Consider the following 17,745-nt stretch of genomic DNA (forward strand, 5'->3'; position numbering starts at 1 on the left):
GAAAATCAGGTGATTTCTGAATTCAGGTGGGTCAAAATTAAACGTAAAAGTGGGTCAATTTTACTTGACAATCAACACATCTACCTCCTTTTTTATTGATCATACTCTATTTTAGAGAAAAAACACACCCCTCGAAGGTAGAATATTAAAAGGGAACGCAAAAACGTCCCCTTTATAAGTTCCTGTTGTTCCTCGATCTGGTTTATCATATTCTCCATCAGCGGAATAACTTCTCTGATTTCTTCTAATGTCATTCAATCGATCCTTCTATTGCTTTAATAAAATTCCAACCTGTCCAAACACTTCCTGCAACTTTTTCAATATTGCATTCTGCTTCTTGATAATTCGATTTTCCTCTACAAAGGACTTGATTGAGATTATCGACATTGCCAAGGAGAAACATTTAAAACTCATCCTTGGCACCTTTGAGGTGGACTGTACAGGTGATACCTTAGATCCGATGGTTGAAGGCATGGTCAAGATGATGGGCGTATTTGCGAACTGGAACGCAACATGATTTCCGAACGTGTCACCTCAGGAATGCGAAATGCCGCCGCCAAGGGGAAAGTCATCGGACGTCTCCACACGACCGTTGCCGATATCCCCCAGCGTTTCATGAAAAGTTATCCACTTTACGAGAAGCACAAAATCAACCAGTCGGAGCTTGCACGGATAACCGGACTAAACAGAGGTACAGTTAGAAAATATATAAAAATGCTGGAAGAAATAAAGACGAAGTATTGGGAAATTAGGATTTTTAGAAAATCTATTTTTATGCTATTAAAAAAAATCAGGAAATAGATTTGAGTAAAAAACCAATTTCCCAATTTCTGTAAATGAATATTTATTTTCGCCATTCCTCCCCGCTGGGGAAGGGAGACACCGCCCCCGCCGATTTCCCAAAAATGTTCCCAAAAACAAGATTTATGGGAAATTTTTTATTTTGGGGAAAAATCATAAAATCGCTGTAACCCTTGATTTTTACTGGGTTTGCGGGCAGTTGCCGCTTTTCCCAAAAACGGCATATTGAAAATATACTATGTTCCGGGGCACACCACATTATCCTCAAAGGGCAAAATCCAGTATCCTCACTATCCTCACATCCCACAGCAAAGCCACACTGCAAAACCCTCCGGCACTGCAGCGCAATTCCACAGCACATTCCGCAGTGGTAATCCTGACAACCCAACTTCTATCGCGTCCCATATAACAGTATCCTCTTACACAGCAGCACTATCGCAATGTCACTTTCGCAGCATCATCCAAAGCATCCCTCACACCCTGCAACACCAGGAAATATCAACGTTTCGCAGTGTTACCCATGCCCTGTAGTTTCGCAGCACACTCACGCAGTGATGTTTCGTCTACTTCTATTCTATACAGAAAGCTGTTGAATATTCTTGCGCGATGAAATCGCACTTCCGGAAAATTGGAAATCAGAGTTCCGGTACTCGGAAATCGCCTCTTTTGTGCTTGATGACTTATCCATTTCTGTTGGGATATTGGTCAAGACCTTGCCGCATCTGCGGTGCGTAGCAGTCTTTACCAATGTTTCAACAGAAATTATGATTCGGTATGCACAAAAAGCGGATATAAAAAGTGATTTCCATATCACCGGACAGCTGATATAAAACCATCCGGAATATTCAAGCTGTAAAATTCCACGTGGATTTTTACAGCTTTTTCCGATATCACGTTGCTTATTTACGCCTCATTTTATCTGAGTCAGAATCCTGTGTGACCGGGGCATAAATGACAAAAAAGAACAGCAACAGAGCTACGCTGCGGTATTACTCTCTGTTGCTGATAGGATAATCATTTTTGCCTTTTACAGGATAATGGGGTGTGCCCTGTGATAGCGTCCCTATTCGAACTCTATAATGAGTACTGTATTTAGTGAGACAGATTTTCTTTTGGTACTATATGTTGTGCAGTAATTTCAATTATTCCATGGATTATTTGGTTTTTTGAGGATTTTTGCAACCAAGGTGCAACCGTTATCCCCCACTTTATATACCACATAGAAGGTGGGGATAAATCCACACAATCACACTATTACATTAATTCTTTAAGAGAAATCACAACAGCTCGTATATACTTACAATCTGCTTCTTTGTAATCTTATATGGTTTCCACTTTACTTTCATCTCATCAATTTTTTCTTTTGAAATATCATCATCTATTTTCATTTGCACAATCTCCGATAAAATTTCAACAAAATCAGCAGCATCGGACACCTTAATCAAAAGTTTTTTAATATCCTTTAGCTTTTGTACCGTAAACTGGATTTCTGGACTATGTTTTTTCTCTACCGTATGCGGTATGGTCTGTTCCATATTTAACGTTTTTTTCCCTATCTTCTTCGAGAAAATGGTTTGTCCGTATGCCGTTTTCCATACATATACCTTTACATACATGCCCGCTCGCTTCGGTTTATCTTCTCTAATCTCCTTTAATGTTATCTCCCCAAACGGAAGACATTCGATACTATCTCCTATTTCCAATGTCGCCATTTTCTCATTATTGAACAGCTGATATTGTTTATCACTATTGAGGAAATCACACTTTTCGTCCATCATTTGCTCTATAAGGTATTCAAATAGTGAATAATCTTGTACTCCTCTTAACTCTATCGGAATCCAATCTTTACCGTTTAGAGCCCCCACTAATCCACCAACCATGGATGCCAAGGTATCCGTATCTGCATTATTTAAATTGGCAGTCTCGTATACTGCCATTACAGGATCATCTGCATACTTAGAAAACAAATAGATCGAAATCACCGCCGAGACATTCCCCGCACCATTGATTCTCGAGTTATAACACCCCAATTTTTGAAGAGTATCATGTCCTAAATCCAAAATGCCTTGATTTAACGCTTCTTTTGCTATTTTTAAATAATCTATCGTCTCTAATACACATTCATTCCATATTTGATCATAATCGTATTGTGCATATCTTTCAGCTTCACATTTCCATATAGCGATATTACTCACTTCTGGTAGCTCACTCCACTGTTTCTCTTCTTCTATTAATACATCTATTAATTCTCCATAACTTAACACGGCATCCTGTTGTATCAATGTTCTCACTGCCATTGCATATAACATAGCTCCTATCAGTGCTCGCGGATGTCCATGAGTGTACATTCCATTTAAAACAACTTGCGCCATGATTTTTTCAATATTTTCTTCATTTTTAAATATATGGGGAATGATTCTCATTGCAACTCCATTTCCACCAGCCATAAAATAATCCTTTATTTCTAACGGCGAATTGCTTTTCTCATCCCATGGAGATATATTGTCAGCCCACTTTTGCGCAGCCCTCTTGGTCGCTCCGCCTCCGCCCCTCTCATACTTCAACCATGCCGGCAATTCTGCTTGGCGAAAAAAATTGCTCCACTGTCGACCTCTCAACAAACTTCTAGCTGTAGCAATAATTAATTGTGTATCATCACTATATTCACCCACACAAATTTTTTCCTCATGCGGCCAGTATCTTCCGCCCGCACGACGATTCCACTCCACATAGGTCCTTATGCTATTTTTATTCTTGCTAATATTTTTACTGTTTTGTTCATTCGGCCATCCCAATGCGTCACCTATTGCTGCTCCAATTAACGCCCCTGTATATTTTTCTTTTTTAGAATAACTCATTTTCTTCCTCCCTATACGGTTTTACTAATGGTTCTTCTCCGCGTCTTATTTTTCCACTTGTTGGCACATCAAACAATTCCGGTGAAATAAACACATCGATTTTAGGGAATCCCATTACTTTCCATTCAACTATTTTTTGTCTTGCAATTTCCTCATTTTCAAATGCAATTCCTTTAATCATTGATACTGGAATATTCTCATAAACTAACACTTCTGCTTGATCATCCGTAGGTGCATTCTGTAACATGTCTTTTGTCCTGTTTTGTCTCCCTACATTTGCTGAAAACAATTCTCGAAATGCTTCTGCTCCTTTACAAATATATGCGCCATAACGAGTGGCTGCATTAACTTTACAAAATTGTGTCGTTTCGATAGTCGCAACTATAGGATCAATAAATAAAATTGCCCAATCAGAAAATATAGGGTTATTATCTTTTACTCTACGCAAGTACCACCAATTAGGATATTGAACAGAACAATTAATATAATCCGTTTTGCCATCCAAACGTTGTTTATCATTTTGAATCAGAACATCTTGCTTTATAAAATCAACAGCTTTAACACCCTCGTTATTATTCAATATATGTAAAAGTATATTTGTATGGACAAAATGGCATAACCTAGTTATATTTCTCTTTTTAATTTCCTCATATATCTCATCTATCATTTTAGTTCCCTCTCATCATACAATGATGTATCCACTTCTAACAATAGTTCTGTTTTTTCCTCAGTATATGATAATATTAATCCTCTTTTTGCTCGCGTTATGGCTACATATAATAATTTTGTTTCTTCCTTTAAAGCCTCATCTCTGCTCTCATTCGCTAAAACCCTTTCTTCTGAGGGCAGATATTTCATAGAGCAAAAAGGCAAAAATACCATGTCAAACTCTAATCCCTTAGCTGAATGATATGTGCCTATAGAGATTTTTGCATTTAAATCCAATACCCCCATTCGATTTTTCAAAATCTGTGGGATAATCTTTTTTGCTCGAAGCTTTTCCTCTACTAAATCAACCAGTTCACGATTTCTCACCAAAATTGCAATACTTTGATTTCCAGACATTCTTATTGCAGCCTCTACTATCCAATCTAACTCTGCCTCTTCATCTTTGCATTTTACAATTGCTGGTAACGGAGATGATGCTGTTGGTAATACCGGTTCTACCAAATCCTGCTTATCTTCAAAATATTTCGATTTTGAAATAGCTACTGCAAATTGGGCTATTTCTTTACTATTTCTATAGTTACGATCAAAATACCATATCTTATTTTTTGCTATTTTTAATCCAGCTTCTCTCCACGACAAACGCGATCCATAAATTTGTTGTGCCACATCACCAAAAAAAGTAAATGTTCCATCCTCTGGAATAGCTTTAACAAGTGACTTAAGCATTATAGGAGATAAATCTTGTCCTTCATCCACTATAATATGCTTATACATTCTTTTCTCTGTATCATTCTCTAATTCTTCGCACACTGTTTGTGCTATATCTTCCCAGTCGTATAAATAACCTTCCTCTTTTCTTACTTCAAGATAAGCTTTATATACTTGGAAAAAATATTTTCTATTTTCCCTTATTATTCGCGTATCAAATCGTCCAACACGTTCAACTTTCTCATATTCATCAAGCGTTTTTATTCCCATTTTTTCTATCCAATTTATTTCTTCAAGAAAAACTTCTTCTGCTCTTTTTAATGTACTATTTGTCCCATTCGCTGCTTTCACATTTTCCAATGCTCTTCTTACAAATAGTTGTTTTTTATTATCGCCATCTTCTATTCCCGAAACTATACCATTCCATCTCGGCATCTTGTTCCTATGTGCTAAATATCCTCTTGCAAACTTGTGATAATTTCTAACCTCAATATTTCTAGGAATTTCAGAACCAACTATAGCCTCTAAATACTTAACAAGTGTCGTATTAAAGGTAACTAACATCACTTTTTCCTTATCATCCAAAGTGGCAAGATAAATTGCTCTATAAATAGCCAAAGTTGTTTTTCCACTACCAGCTGTACCCAAAACAACATTGTGCCCTTCTGGTTTTAAATCTAATACCTCTAATTGTTTCCCTTTTGGCTGTGGTAATGCCATATTTTTTCCCTCCATACATCTGTTGATACTATCGCGTATCTAACGTTTCCATCATACACGCTCTATCAGGCATCTTGAAACTTTGCCTTTACGTCACTATAATAATCCCCTATTTACTACCCAACGACCATTCCTATTAGAACCTTCTCGTTTAAGCATTCCTTCTTCCTGCAACTCCTTCACATCTTTCTGAACCTGTTTTCTGGTCAATTCCATTTGCTCCATAAGTTGCGCCTGTGTCATTGTGGGATTTTTCGCTAATAATTCCAATATCGCCTTTTTTCTTTCGGCTCCTTTTTTCGGCTCCTTTTCGGCTCCTTTTTGGCTCTCTTTCAGCTCCTCATTTAAAAACTTCTCATGTATAAACAGCCTTGTGATAAAGTAAGTTCTTGCATCATCAGTTTCAAATTCCGGTTTTGGCGAACCATTCGCCTCCAAAGCATCTAAAATTTTCTTGAACCCCGTATTTCTACCTTCTGTCAAATGCAATTCTTTCAAGAAATCGCCTATTCTACGATTTCTATATCTCCTGTTTGAAACACGATAGCTCTTTAGTCCCTCAATTGTCACAGAGCGATCTGGGCCAGGAAAACTCACAATTTCAATTCTATCAGCTTCAATACGAACTTCAATCGGCTCCCTCTCATCATATGCACGATGATATACTGCATTTGATAAAGCTTCTTCAATAGCCGCATACGGATAATTGAAAAATCTATCTGCCTCTGCTCTGTCCGGATGTTTTACAACTTTCTCCGTAATCACTACATTTCTAATATACTGCAACGCTTCACGCAATTGCTGTTGAATAGGGCCTCTGAAAGTTTTTTCAATAATGTCATTACCGCCTAAACCACTCGGAAACTGTACGACATCTATCTGCGTGTACGGAAAGAACTTGTCCGGCTCCATACTAAAAAACATTAACCCTACATTTTTAGGCTTAGTATATTCGGGAAGTGTACAAATAATATTCATATCTCTGCACACCTCAACAAAATCCCCTGCCTTAGACTTCTCATACAGCGAACTTTTAACTTCCTTTAGATAATTTTGAATCAGTGTTATATTTAAATCTGACATCTCAGCCTCATGATTCACACGATCATCAAAGGGTACTCGATTTGCCAAATTGAATAAATCCTTCTCCTCATCGTCTGATGGTTCCACAGAATTAGACGCTTTACGGATATAATGAATTCGCTCTTTATTATCCTTTGCCATCGTTTTAGGTGATGAATATGGTCTACTGTCTCCACCCGGACACCACAGAATAATGAACGTCTTATCTTGATAAGTTTCTATACCAATAATTGGTGTATATGCCGGTCTAATGAGCTTACATTTCGCATAAATATCCTTTTGATATGCGTCCAGCTTATCCAGCGGCACACCAAGTAAAGGATACATCGGACGACCGTTATCCTCTTTCACACCTATAACAATATAGCCACCACCCCAGTTATCAAGGTCATTGGCAAACGCACAAACCGTCTTTAATGAAGTTGCTGGGTCCCATGTTTCTTTAAATTCAATTCTCGCCCATTCGACTACATCACCGGATAATAATGTTTTGATGTTTGTAGGTATTGCCATTTAATTACTCCCTTCCACCTATATATTTTACAATTTATCAACCATACAATTTAGCAAACTCACTAAAGTCAAAATCTGCATTCTTAGGCAGCCCATCCGCATATAACTCATTATTAAAATAACGATTTCTATAATTATAATTTGGATGCAATCTCTCCTCTACATCCGTTACACATTTTACCTTTTTACCTTCCAATCCATTAAATATGAAATATAGAGCATCTGGCTTAATATTAGAATGATCCATAATTAATGTATTATGTGTTGTTATAATCAATTGCCCTTTGATATTCTGAGAAACTGCTTTCATTAATTTCGCTGCCATCAAATCATGTATACCATTACCAAACTCATCAATAATGACACATTTTCCTGTAATAGCTACCATAAGATACGGTAGCAGATTCAATATCTCTTGTGTTCCACTCGACTCATAACGAAAGTCTATATCAAAATCAAGCGCATCTATCCTTTTATTTAGGAAAAGAGAATACCTGATTTTTCCATTCTTTTCTTCTCTATGATAAAAAGCTTTATTTACATCATCAAAAAGAGAGATAAAAAACTCGTTTATAAACTGTTCTATTTTATCAAGATTTTTTTCTTCTGACTTCTCTATGGTTCCACCTTCTAGATTTGCAAACACTGGACTAGCATAAATACTATTATCTTCTCTATTACTAGCTGTTTTATAACTTATACTATTAAACTCTGTTAATATATTCATCAGGTTTGGGGATATATTCGAATTCACATATGTTGCAGATTTATCATCCATTTCATGTTGCAAAATCGACAGAAAAGTATGCTTTCCCCAATACATTTGAATTTGTCTTTTAATTTCTTCCAAAAACTCTGCAGATTCAAATATATTTGAATTTATTTCTACTTTATCCTCTTCAATATCAAAACAGCAGCCCCTATTTTTTAATATCTTATATTCTAATCTTTCCCTAATCAAATCACTGTTATCAAATTCCATCAAATACGAACCTGTTGAGCCATTTATAATAAATTCAAACTCTAACATCATTGGCTCAGTTGTGTTAATCATTTTGTATTCATCTATAATCTTTTCAACTGTACTACTTGCCAACCTCGTTTTAATAAACTCCAACATCATTTCTTGCTTTATTGGAATATCATCCGGTGGCGTTATTTTATTATTCAGCAAATCCAATAGCATATCTTTAACACGCATTGTTCCTAATGTTTTTTCCAATGTTAAAAAAGCCTCCACAATTGTGGACTTGCCGCTCCCATTTGCACCATAAATTGCAATTATATGTTTAAACTCATCTTTTTTATTTTGTAAATCAATACTAATTTCCTTAAAAGATTTAAAATTCTTCATTTTCAGATAGGTAAACATACTCCACCTCCTATTTTTCTCCAAAATATCACTTTTTTTAACTTTTGTCAATTGATATATTCTATTTTCATCTCTTTTTGTAATATTTTGTTACATTTTTTTATTTTTACCATTGACTTATTCCAAAACATATGATACCTTATCATTGAATTAGCATTCAGCAACCTCGATTGCTAACAATCCCAATAATTAAAGAAACCAGCAGCTACCAACTGCCGGTTCCCAAAAGTACATAATAAAACTAAGTTATAAGTTATGATACCATGGGATTTACATCGTTGCAAGCGGAACGTTTGTTCAATTCTTTGATTATTGTTCACATAGATATAATAATTAAAGGAGAAAAATCTGATAATGAATGAAATTATCACCCTAAGTGCAAAGCACTACGAAAACGCTGAAACTACTAACTATGGTGATTGTATACTTATCAACACCGGCACTGAATTGTACATCTATGATTGTGGTTCTTCCAAACACGCGGAAGAGGTAATTCAATACATGGATAAAAACGGCTATGAAAAAGCCACTCTGATTTTATCTCATAACGATTCCGACCACTTTGATGGCATTCCGACATTAATTGCAAATGATCGAATATCATCCATACGAACTACACTACTACTTAAATATGTAGACGAGATACTAGAACGTATTGATGACAAACGTAGGAATCGCGACACTGTAAAACAAGAAATCTTAGAAAAGTACGATAACATAGCCACCTTGTCCGGTTGCAATTTAGAGGATATTTACGAATGTGGCTTTTCTTTGACAGATGAAATTTCGATAGTCGGACCAGATTTCGATTATATGCTTGACACCGTCGCTAAGCATTTAGACGGTCGTGAAGGAGATACTGTAGATGGCGAAACTGCATACAATGCTACCAGCATACAATTGGCAGTAGATATCTGCAGTCATACACTACTTCTCTCTGGCGACGCATCGTATGCCGCTATTGAAGATAAAGTGCGCGACTATGACATTGTCCAATTACCCCATCATGGCAAATCAAAGCAAGCGGATAAAATATTTGCCAAGAAATGTGATCAGATTAGCACTATATACATTGTGTCTGATAATACCGGCAATTCTAACGGAGGATCTGATGACCTAAAGACTACCGGACATAGGGTGTATAACACAAAGCACTATGGTAACATCAAACTGAATAGCCTTTTCTTTTCATGCGAATCACCATATACCGGAAGGAGCCTGGGTACAAAATGAGATATCTGATATCTACAAGTTTTGCTTCAACTGTTTCCGCACGTCAAGATTATATTTTTGATTCGATGCAGCTGTGGACCAAGAGAAGTCAAGCTGAAAACGGGTTCATTACACTAGAGAGCATTCCCACATGCTCTCTAGATGTATTATTTATTTTAGGTCACAATTCCGAAGTAGAACATTATTTAGCAACCCATCTTGCGTCTATTCATGAAGCCAATATAGTAATTATCACTTGTAGTGCTTGTACCAATCTTTATGCAGTCAAAAAATCGCGTAAAAATATATACCTTACTCGCCAAGAGGATAATAACACTGCAGAACTCCTACTTGGAACTAAATTCGGATTTACCTTCGATTTAACCAAATCCGAGCTTATTTTTTACAACAATATACATCTTGGTGATATCATCACTCGCTTGAATAACGCGTTCACTAAAATCAATTAATATTCATATCTCGGAGGTTCAATATGACGGACATTTTTGGAGTATACAATATACGCTCTCGCATAAGTGTAGGGCTTGTCGTATTAGCACCGCTACTGATTCAAGCTTACATGCTTATTCCAGAGGTGCGCAATATCTCAAGTACCTTTGTTATTACAATTATTACATTTGCACTTTCAAACTTAATGATAATAGTTGCACGTACAAACGGAAGTAAGGCCTTGCATAAGTGCTTTCCCCACAGTTTACCTGCACAGCAATATCTTCTTCCCGAAGACAATACCATTGATAAGTACACCAAAGCACGCTATTATGCCTTTTTCAAATCTCGCCTAAACGGTTTTGAAATAACAGACAATGCCACAGATATGAAAGCACACTCTGAAAGCGCTATTAAATGGTTGATTTCCCAAACCAGAAATAGTACGGAATTTCCGCTTATCACAGAGGAAAATACAAATCTTGGATTTGCATACAATCTATTGGGTATGAAACCCTTGGGAATAGTAATATGCATCATTCTAATTGTATTCGATGCTTTAGTAATGATTGCGTCTCATTGTAAAGATCTAACAGTAGATATTACACTTGTTTTATTTTGCATTATCTTCACCCTGCTATATCTGATAATATGGTTTGGTGTTATCAACAAGAAGTTAGTAAAAAACTGTGCAAAAAAATATGCCTTTGCACTACTTTCCGCTTGTGATTCCGAACTTCTTAACAAATAACGCACCTTTCGAACATCACTTTACAGGGAAGTAAATCTATTAAATTGCTATTTGTCCAAAACCACGTCTTCCTACATAAGGGAGACGCGGTTTCCCATTTACATACCTATTATCCCAGACTCCACTTAAACAACCACCATACCACACAGATATATCCTGCCAGCATTATCCCCATCACAACATTCTCTTTAAACTTATCACTCTTCCACCAGTGCTTCTTGTAATAATATAGTTTTAACTTTTTCTTCCTTTTCTTCTTCCACCAAGGAAGCTGTTCCTTAACATCAGCGAGCTCTTCTTCTGTTTCTCTTAGACTGCTGTTCAGGTATCGGTAACTGCTCCTCTCGCTTTCTATCTTCCGTTCCAGGCGTGCCTTTTGTTCTTCCTTTTGTTGCAAGAGCCTCGCGTATGCTGCGTCTTTCTCCAGAAGCGACTTCTCTAGCTGTGAAATCCTCGATTCCTTCTGCTCTATCACCTGTGCCTGTTCCTTCAAGAGCGTCTTGCACTTGCTGATAGTATCCTGCAAGTTCTGCATCGGACTTTAAGCGTGGCGTTGTGGAAGAACGGGAAAACCGACAGGAACAGCGTACACAGAAACGCAACCTGCACAGGGAAAATATCTCACAGAAAAAGCAGGAATTACAGAAAGCACAGGAAGCAAGGCAGACAGTTCATGCGAATGGATCAGCGACAGCCGGAGCTACCAGAAGCCATGAACGCCCTGTTGCCACACCTGTTCCAAAACCTGCACAGACCGATATGGGCACAAAGCCGGATATGAAGCGTCCTGCTACTTCTCCTGTGATAAAAAATGCAGAAGTCAAGGCTGGAAAAGAAACTATCCGAACCAATATCAGACAGGAACAACAGGTCAAAGGTGTTACCAGAACGAACCAGCCGAATGTAGCGAAATCCAGAAGTAATCAAAAGAAAACAACCATACAGAAACAGGTCAACCAAAAACAGAATCGTAAGACTGTTACGAAGCAACCAGAGAAAGGACGGAAGAAATGAGATTAAAACGTATCCTTATCATAGGTACGATATTTCCAGTCCTTTTCTCCATCATCCTCTTTTTCGGGATATTGACTTCCGGCGAAGATGACGACAGTTCAAACAGCTATTCGCCTGTCTATTCCGGCATGAACCTGGCAGCCGATGTCCTCAAACATCAGCCGATGGTGGAAAAATACGCCAGAGAAAACGGTATCTCGGAGTATGTGAACGTCCTGCTTTCCATCATACAGGTGGAAAGTGGCGGTACAGCTACCGATGTCATGCAGTCCAGCGAAAGTCTGGGATTACCGCCAAACTCATTAAGTACAGAAGAATCCATTAAGCAGGGGTGTAAATATTTTGCGTCCCTGCTTTCTTCCTGTAAAGCCAAAGGCATAAATGACATTAACGTGGTCATTCAATCTTATAACTATGGCGGTGGCTATGCTAACTATGTAGCAAAGAATGGGAAAAAGCACAGCTTCAACATTGCAGAGAATTTCGCAAAGAATAAATCCGGCGGTACAAAAGTGACCTATACGAACCCAATAGCAGTCAGTAAAAATGGTGGCTGGCGTTATAACTACGGGAATATGTTCTATGTGGAGCTGGTCAACCAATATCTGATTGTGAAGCAGTTTAGCAACAAAACGGTACAGGCGGTTATGAATGAAGCGTTGAAGTATCAAGGCTGGAAATATGTCTATGGTGGCAGTAATCCAAACACTTCTTTTGACTGTTCTGGTCTTACTCAATGGTGCTACGGAAAAGCCGGAATCAGCCTGCCACGAACCGCACAGGCACAGTATGACGCAACCCAGCATATCCCGTTGTCACAGGCACAGGCTGGCGATTTGGTCTTTTTCCATTCCACTTACAATACCAGCGACTATGTTACCCATGTAGGAATCTATGTGAGAAACCATCAGATGTATCATGCCGGAAATCCAATCGGCTATACCGATTTGACCTCTGCCTACTGGCAACAGCACATCATTTGTGCCGGAAGAATCAAACAATAGAAAGGACTTGAAATATGTTTAAGAAAAAAGAAAAAACAGAGAAAGCACCTAAGAATAAGAAAGTGCGTGCCATGAAAGTCGGGACACATAAGAAATCTGTTCTGCTTTTGTGGGCGGTGCTTCTGGCAAGCACCAGCTTTGGTGTGTATAAGAACTTTACCGCCATTGACACCCACACGGTACATGAAAAAGAAATCATTCAGTTAAGATTGAACGATACCAACGGTATTGAGAATTTCGTCAAGAACTTTGCGAAAGCCTACTACTCATGGGATACAAGCAAGGAAGCCATTGAAGCAAGGACAACAGAAATCAGTAAATACCTTACCAAAGAATTACAGGACTTGAACGCTGATACCATCAGAACGGACATACCAACCAGTGTTACGGTTACAAATGTGCTGGTCTGGAATGTGGAACAGTCTGGAATGGACGATTTTACCGTTGCCTACGAAGTAGATCAGCAGGTAAAAGAGGGAGAACAGACACAGGCAGTCACAGAAAACTACACCGTGACCGTTCATGTGGATAAGGACGGTGCAATGGTCATCACCCAGAATCCAACCCTTGCTCCGGCGGTACAGAAATCAAAGTATGAACCGAAAGTACAGGAAGCAGATGTCAGTGTCAGTTCCGACACAGTCAAGGACGCTACCGCTTTCTTGGAAACATTCTTTAAGCTGTACCCGACAGCTACGGAAAAGGAACTTGCCTATTATGTCAAGGACGGCGTGCTTGCTCCTGTGTCCGGCGACTATGTATTTTCAGAATTGGTAAACCCAGTCTTTACCAAAGACGGCGACAACCTCAAAGTCAGCGTATCCGTAAAGTATTTGGATAACAAGTCGAAAATGACACAAATCTCACAGTATGAGCTTGTGCTTCATAAGGACGATAACTGGAAGATTGTAGGATGAATATTACAGCAGAATAGTATAGTGTTTTATTGCTTTATCTATACTGTTCTGCGTTTCATTATGATATAGTATGAATTAAGAAATATACCAATCAGTGTTTATAGAATTTGTAAATTCCTATTTTGCTTTTGATGACTAAAATGCAAATTGTTACCGTTGCGTCTGTTTTCACAAGCGTTGCGTGACATAAAAAGAATTCTATTTTATTATTTTAGTATCAAAAATAAAGGAGGTTCTTTTTATGCTGAAGGAATTAAGGAAAAACAAAATGAGTGTTGTTGTAACTGGGATTTTATTTGGTGTTATGGGGGTGTTAATTATTCCTATAATAGCGGGAATTGTAAAAATATTAGGTACATTATCCCAAAAGTATCCTAGAATATACAAATATAGTATGATTGCTTTTATCATTATGTTATTGGCAATCAGCCTATTTTATTTAGTTATTAAACATCAGATTATTTTTCTTGCAATAGTAACTTATTTAGCAATGAAATTATGCGATGTTATATATAAAAGAAGATAATAAATGGAGTACGACTATGGAAATATCAGATTTGATTAAATCAGCCAGAATTGAAAAGGGATTAACCCAACAACAACTGGCTGATGCAGTCTTTGTTACGCGACAGACAATTTCGAAATGGGAATTGGGAAAAAGTGTTCCTGATCAAGCCTCTCTAGTATTGCTATACCAGTGTTTGGATATCAATGATAATGAGAAAAAACAATTATCAAAGCTTATTTTTAATAAACAAAATATTATATTAGTTTTGATAGCAATTTTATTTTCTCCTATTGTTATTGGTGTACGTTTTATCTGTTGTAAAATTGATAAGATTGAAAACCGAAAAATTAAAGCGATAATCAAGACCATTAGCTTTGTTGTATTCTCATTATATCTAATATCTTTAAAAGAAAATGTGGCATATTTGTTAATTGGTATATTTTCTATAGGGTATTTGTTATATCAATTCTATTTGAGTAGTTTGGAAAAAACTAATGCGTCATACACACAAAAATATAAAGAATAGATTTTAAAAATCTATTATCGTAAAAGGTGGTGCTTCTATGAGTAATCAATCATGGGTGTTATGTCCTATTTGTAATAACAAGACACGAACCAAAATACGGGGCGATACAGAATTGATAAATTTCCCGTTATTCTGTCCGAAGTGCAAGCAGGAAACTTTAATCAATATGAAACATGGAAGTATAATTATCAAAGAGCCAGACGCTAAGACGCAGAGCCGATAATTTGTAAGTTATTATAACTTATAGTTGAACAAAATCGCTGCGCGATGGCCTGCCAAGGCTATGGCGCAGTTTTTCTTTACACTTTAATAAAAAGCAGTGGAAACCAAGTCCTACAAGTAGTATTGTTAAGTCACCACAACCAACAATCAAACAGGATCGACATCCCCACTGCCTATGATAAGAATACCATTGAGCTGCCTTTCTGGCAAGCAGTTTTATTATGCTAATGCTCCTCCATGTAAGCAGTGTTTATACATTTACGATTTACTTTACATGGAGGATTTTATTATGTACGAAGAAATTTTTAATCAGATTAGATCTGCTGCGAATAAACGGAATCTCAAGGATTCCACAATTCATGCATACTGTACCAGTGTTGCTCATTTTTTGAACCACACAGCCAAGGATATAGATGCATTAACAACTGACGATGTTGATACATTCCTAACTGAAAAGAAACTTTCCGGGATTTCACCAGAAACATACAATCACTACCATTCAGGAATCCGCTTCTTTTACAAAAAAGTATTGAAGATGAATTGGGATGATGATGACATACCTCGTATGAAAAGGGACAGAAAGTTACCAGCGGTGCTTACAAAAGCAGAAATATCAGCTATTCTTGATGCTACACCAAATCTGAAGCATAAAGCTATGATCGCTACTATGTATTCAGGTGGACTTCGTGTTTCAGAAGTCACACACCTTCATTATGATGATATTTCACGCACGAACAAAACCATACACATCCGCGATGGAAAAAGCCGATCTGACCGTTATACTTTGCTTGCAGACCGGACGCTTGAAATATTGACAGAATACTGGTTTCAATGTGGCAGGCCAAGAGGGATTCTGTTCCCAAGTTCATGGACAGGGGATTATCTTACAAAAGATAGTGTCATTCAATTTTTTCGTGAAAGCGCCGAAAGAGCAGGCATTCAAAAACACGTCTCCACACATTGTTTGCGTCATAGTTTTGCAAGTCATTTGTTTGAGTCAGGCTGCGATATAAAATATATTCAGGCTCTTTTGGGACATCGTGATCCAAAATCAACAGAGATTTATCTGCATGTAAGCAATAAAACTCTGCTTGGTATTAAAAGCCCATTTGATGAGATGGGTGGTGAATGATTATGGATAAATCATGTACGATACAGGATGTATTTGAACGGTTCTATCCTTCCTATGAAAAGAGGAGTAACCCTCCTGCTCATCACAGAAAAACGGCTTATCACATCAGAAACTGTAAAACAGGAGTTTTTGGTGTAAACATCAGTGTTTGTGAGGACTGCGGATGTATCAGTGTTCACAACAACTCCTGCAGAAGCAGATGCTGTCCCATGTGCCAGGAGTTTCCGAAAGAGAAATGGATTGATGCACAAAAAGAGAACGTATTGGATGCACCCTGTTATCATGTAGTATTCACAGTTCCTGAGGAATTGAATTCCATTATTTACAGCAACCAGAAGCTGTTATATGATGCACTGTATCATGCTGCTTCAGCCACATTGAATGAATTGTCAAAAGATGCAAAGTATCTGGGAGCTGATATAGGGTATATCTGCATTCTTCATACCTGGGGCTCTGCAATGAATTATCATCCTCATATTCATACCATTGTTCTTGGAGGTGGGCTTGATGATGAAAATAAATGGAAAGACACAGGTGGAAATTTTTTTCTCCCATATGGTGTCATCTCAAAAGTGTTCCGTGGAAAATATCTGGATGAGTTAAAAAGCCTGTGGAATGATTCTAAGCTTAAATTTCATGGTACAGCAGAGAAATATCAGAACAGCTATCGTTTTAAAGAACTTCTTGATAAGTGTTATGAAAAGAACTGGGTCACTTACTGTAAAGAAACTTTCAATGGTGCACAGTCGGTTATCAATTATCTTGGAAAATATACCCACAGGATAGCAATCAGTAATCATCGAATCAAATCCATGACGGATACGACAGTTACATATGCAGTAAAAGACTATAAAAACGAAGGCCACTGGAAAGAGAAAACAATTTCAGGAGAAGAATTCATCCGTCGATTCATGATGCATGTTCCACCCAAACGATTTGTCAGAATCCGGCACTATGGTCTGCTATCATGTAGAAACAAGAGAAAAAAGATAACTCTCTGCAGAAACCTGCTTGGATGCAAGAAATACATTTCTACATTAAAAAATCTAAATGCAGTAGAAATGATAAAGGTTTTGTATCACATTGATGTATGCAAATGTTCTTCTTGCGGAGGGAATATGGTATCACCCCGCAAAGATAAATACAGTTCTTCTTTTCATGCACATATGAGATGTTAAAATCTACAATTGCATAGAATAAATGGCTTCCGCATAGGAGGTTTGTTTGTCATGCCTGAAATTGATTTCTTGAATAAAAAAACTTTTACCAAAACACCCAGTATGAT

19 protein-coding genes are annotated in these 17,745 nt (G+C 37.5%); 13 read left to right on the forward strand and 6 right to left on the reverse strand.

Annotated elements, in window-relative coordinates:
• Nucleotides 1–337 precede the first annotated feature (337 nt).
• Nucleotides 338–517, forward strand: coding sequence for a recombinase family protein (locus I2D69_RS20250; RefSeq protein ID WP_227199252.1), 180 nt, complete (start codon nt 338–340; stop codon nt 515–517).
• The gene (locus I2D69_RS20255) at nt 514–801 is read left to right on the forward strand and encodes a winged helix-turn-helix transcriptional regulator (protein ID WP_227199251.1); all 288 of its coding nucleotides are present in this window, start codon (nt 514–516) and stop codon (nt 799–801) included. Before I2D69_RS20250 ends, I2D69_RS20255 begins: the two co-directional genes overlap by 4 nt.
• 1,277 nt (nt 802–2,078) lie before the next feature.
• Here the strand turns inward: I2D69_RS20255 and I2D69_RS15065 are convergent.
• The 5 genes from I2D69_RS15065 to I2D69_RS15085 form a co-directional block, all read right to left on the reverse strand.
• Complete coding sequence (locus I2D69_RS15065) at nt 2,079–3,659, reverse strand: ADP-ribosylglycohydrolase family protein (protein WP_187566400.1); 1,581 nt, start codon at nt 3,657–3,659, stop codon at nt 2,079–2,081.
• Nucleotides 3,646–4,326 carry a DarT ssDNA thymidine ADP-ribosyltransferase family protein gene (locus I2D69_RS15070; RefSeq protein ID WP_187566401.1) on the reverse strand — a complete coding sequence of 227 codons (681 nt, stop codon included), beginning with the start codon at nt 4,324–4,326 and terminating at the stop codon, nt 3,646–3,648. The genes I2D69_RS15065 and I2D69_RS15070 overlap by 14 nt, the downstream gene beginning before the upstream one ends.
• On the reverse strand, nt 4,323–5,756 hold the full coding sequence (locus tag I2D69_RS15075; protein WP_187566402.1) for a 3'-5' exonuclease: 1,434 nt from the start codon (nt 5,754–5,756) through the stop codon (nt 4,323–4,325). Before I2D69_RS15075 ends, I2D69_RS15070 begins: the two co-directional genes overlap by 4 nt.
• A 96-nt stretch (nt 5,757–5,852) precedes the next feature.
• Nucleotides 5,853–7,352, reverse strand: a complete 1,500-nt coding sequence (locus tag I2D69_RS15080) for an ATP-binding protein (RefSeq protein ID WP_187566403.1) — start codon at nt 7,350–7,352, stop codon at nt 5,853–5,855.
• A 37-nt stretch (nt 7,353–7,389) separates the two neighbouring features.
• Complete coding sequence (locus I2D69_RS15085) at nt 7,390–8,724, reverse strand: AAA family ATPase (protein WP_187566404.1); 1,335 nt, start codon at nt 8,722–8,724, stop codon at nt 7,390–7,392.
• Between the two features lie 354 nt (nt 8,725–9,078).
• Here I2D69_RS15085 and I2D69_RS15090 point away from each other — a divergent pair, with 354 nt between their 5' ends.
• The 3 genes from I2D69_RS15090 to I2D69_RS15100 are packed head-to-tail and all read left to right on the forward strand — an operon-like array spanning nt 9,079 to nt 11,137.
• Complete coding sequence (locus I2D69_RS15090) at nt 9,079–9,957, forward strand: MBL fold metallo-hydrolase (protein ID WP_187566405.1); 879 nt, start codon at nt 9,079–9,081, stop codon at nt 9,955–9,957.
• Nucleotides 9,954–10,406 (forward strand): hypothetical protein, encoded by a 453-nt coding sequence (locus I2D69_RS15095; RefSeq protein ID WP_187566406.1) that lies wholly within the window; start codon nt 9,954–9,956, stop codon nt 10,404–10,406. The genes I2D69_RS15090 and I2D69_RS15095 overlap by 4 nt, the downstream gene beginning before the upstream one ends.
• 23 nt (nt 10,407–10,429) lie before the next feature.
• Entirely contained in the window at nt 10,430–11,137 is a 708-nt protein-coding gene (locus I2D69_RS15100; protein WP_187566407.1) for a hypothetical protein, read from the forward strand.
• Between the two features lie 109 nt (nt 11,138–11,246).
• Here I2D69_RS15100 and I2D69_RS15105 read toward each other — a convergent pair whose 3' ends face one another.
• Nucleotides 11,247–11,612 (reverse strand): hypothetical protein, encoded by a 366-nt coding sequence (locus I2D69_RS15105; RefSeq protein WP_187566408.1) that lies wholly within the window; start codon nt 11,610–11,612, stop codon nt 11,247–11,249.
• A gap of 80 nt (nt 11,613–11,692) precedes the next feature.
• On the opposite strand from I2D69_RS15105, the gene I2D69_RS15110 reads away from it, so the two are divergent.
• The 8 genes from I2D69_RS15110 (at nt 11,693) to I2D69_RS15145 (ending at nt 17,638) form a co-directional block, all read left to right on the forward strand.
• Nucleotides 11,693–12,151, forward strand: a complete 459-nt coding sequence (locus I2D69_RS15110) for a hypothetical protein (protein WP_227199250.1) — start codon at nt 11,693–11,695, stop codon at nt 12,149–12,151.
• The gene (locus I2D69_RS15115; protein ID WP_195380171.1) at nt 12,148–13,155 is read left to right on the forward strand and encodes a bifunctional lysozyme/C40 family peptidase; all 1,008 of its coding nucleotides are present in this window, start codon (nt 12,148–12,150) and stop codon (nt 13,153–13,155) included. Before I2D69_RS15110 ends, I2D69_RS15115 begins: the two co-directional genes overlap by 4 nt.
• A 14-nt stretch (nt 13,156–13,169) precedes the next feature.
• Nucleotides 13,170–14,072 carry a conjugal transfer protein gene (locus I2D69_RS15120; RefSeq protein WP_195380172.1) on the forward strand — a complete coding sequence of 301 codons (903 nt, stop codon included), beginning with the start codon at nt 13,170–13,172 and terminating at the stop codon, nt 14,070–14,072.
• Between the two features lie 241 nt (nt 14,073–14,313).
• Nucleotides 14,314–14,598 (forward strand): hypothetical protein, encoded by a 285-nt coding sequence (locus tag I2D69_RS15125; protein WP_195380173.1) that lies wholly within the window; start codon nt 14,314–14,316, stop codon nt 14,596–14,598.
• Nucleotides 14,599–14,614: 16 nt separating this feature from the next.
• The gene (locus I2D69_RS15130; protein WP_195380174.1) at nt 14,615–15,106 is read left to right on the forward strand and encodes a helix-turn-helix transcriptional regulator; all 492 of its coding nucleotides are present in this window, start codon (nt 14,615–14,617) and stop codon (nt 15,104–15,106) included.
• Between the two features lie 37 nt (nt 15,107–15,143).
• On the forward strand, nt 15,144–15,329 hold the full coding sequence (locus tag I2D69_RS15135; RefSeq protein WP_195380175.1) for a cysteine-rich KTR domain-containing protein: 186 nt from the start codon (nt 15,144–15,146) through the stop codon (nt 15,327–15,329).
• 288 nt (nt 15,330–15,617) lie between these two features.
• Nucleotides 15,618–16,460 (forward strand): tyrosine-type recombinase/integrase, encoded by an 843-nt coding sequence (locus tag I2D69_RS15140; RefSeq protein WP_015514772.1) that lies wholly within the window; start codon nt 15,618–15,620, stop codon nt 16,458–16,460.
• Entirely contained in the window at nt 16,457–17,638 is a 1,182-nt protein-coding gene (locus tag I2D69_RS15145) for an IS91 family transposase (protein WP_118584329.1), read from the forward strand. The genes I2D69_RS15140 and I2D69_RS15145 overlap by 4 nt, the downstream gene beginning before the upstream one ends.
• Nucleotides 17,639–17,745: the final 107 nt, after the last annotated feature.

The organism is Ruminococcus sp. D54t1_190329_F1, assembly GCF_015551645.1.
Lineage (GTDB): Bacteria > Bacillota > Clostridia > Lachnospirales > Lachnospiraceae > Blautia_A > Blautia_A faecis.

Excerpts from the sequence above, each read along its gene's own strand:
- I2D69_RS20255 (WP_227199251.1), top strand. The coding sequence starts at position 514 with ATGATTTCCGAACGTGTCACCTCAGGAATGCGAAATGCCGCCGCCAAG.
- I2D69_RS15065 (WP_187566400.1), bottom strand. The coding sequence starts at position 3,659 with ATGAGTTATTCTAAAAAAGAAAAATATACAGGGGCGTTAATTGGAGCA.
- I2D69_RS15070 (WP_187566401.1), bottom strand. The coding sequence starts at position 4,326 with ATGATAGATGAGATATATGAGGAAATTAAAAAGAGAAATATAACTAGG.
- I2D69_RS15075 (WP_187566402.1), bottom strand. The coding sequence starts at position 5,756 with ATGGCATTACCACAGCCAAAAGGGAAACAATTAGAGGTATTAGATTTA.
- I2D69_RS15080 (WP_187566403.1), bottom strand. The coding sequence starts at position 7,352 with ATGGCAATACCTACAAACATCAAAACATTATTATCCGGTGATGTAGTC.
- I2D69_RS15085 (WP_187566404.1), bottom strand. The coding sequence starts at position 8,724 with ATGTTTACCTATCTGAAAATGAAGAATTTTAAATCTTTTAAGGAAATT.
- I2D69_RS15090 (WP_187566405.1), top strand. The coding sequence starts at position 9,079 with ATGAATGAAATTATCACCCTAAGTGCAAAGCACTACGAAAACGCTGAA.
- I2D69_RS15095 (WP_187566406.1), top strand. The coding sequence starts at position 9,954 with ATGAGATATCTGATATCTACAAGTTTTGCTTCAACTGTTTCCGCACGT.
- I2D69_RS15100 (WP_187566407.1), top strand. The coding sequence starts at position 10,430 with ATGACGGACATTTTTGGAGTATACAATATACGCTCTCGCATAAGTGTA.
- I2D69_RS15115 (WP_195380171.1), top strand. The coding sequence starts at position 12,148 with ATGAGATTAAAACGTATCCTTATCATAGGTACGATATTTCCAGTCCTT.
- I2D69_RS15120 (WP_195380172.1), top strand. The coding sequence starts at position 13,170 with ATGTTTAAGAAAAAAGAAAAAACAGAGAAAGCACCTAAGAATAAGAAA.
- I2D69_RS15125 (WP_195380173.1), top strand. The coding sequence starts at position 14,314 with ATGCTGAAGGAATTAAGGAAAAACAAAATGAGTGTTGTTGTAACTGGG.
- I2D69_RS15130 (WP_195380174.1), top strand. The coding sequence starts at position 14,615 with ATGGAAATATCAGATTTGATTAAATCAGCCAGAATTGAAAAGGGATTA.
- I2D69_RS15135 (WP_195380175.1), top strand. The coding sequence starts at position 15,144 with ATGAGTAATCAATCATGGGTGTTATGTCCTATTTGTAATAACAAGACA.
- I2D69_RS15140 (WP_015514772.1), top strand. The coding sequence starts at position 15,618 with ATGTACGAAGAAATTTTTAATCAGATTAGATCTGCTGCGAATAAACGG.
- I2D69_RS15145 (WP_118584329.1), top strand. The coding sequence starts at position 16,457 with ATGATTATGGATAAATCATGTACGATACAGGATGTATTTGAACGGTTC.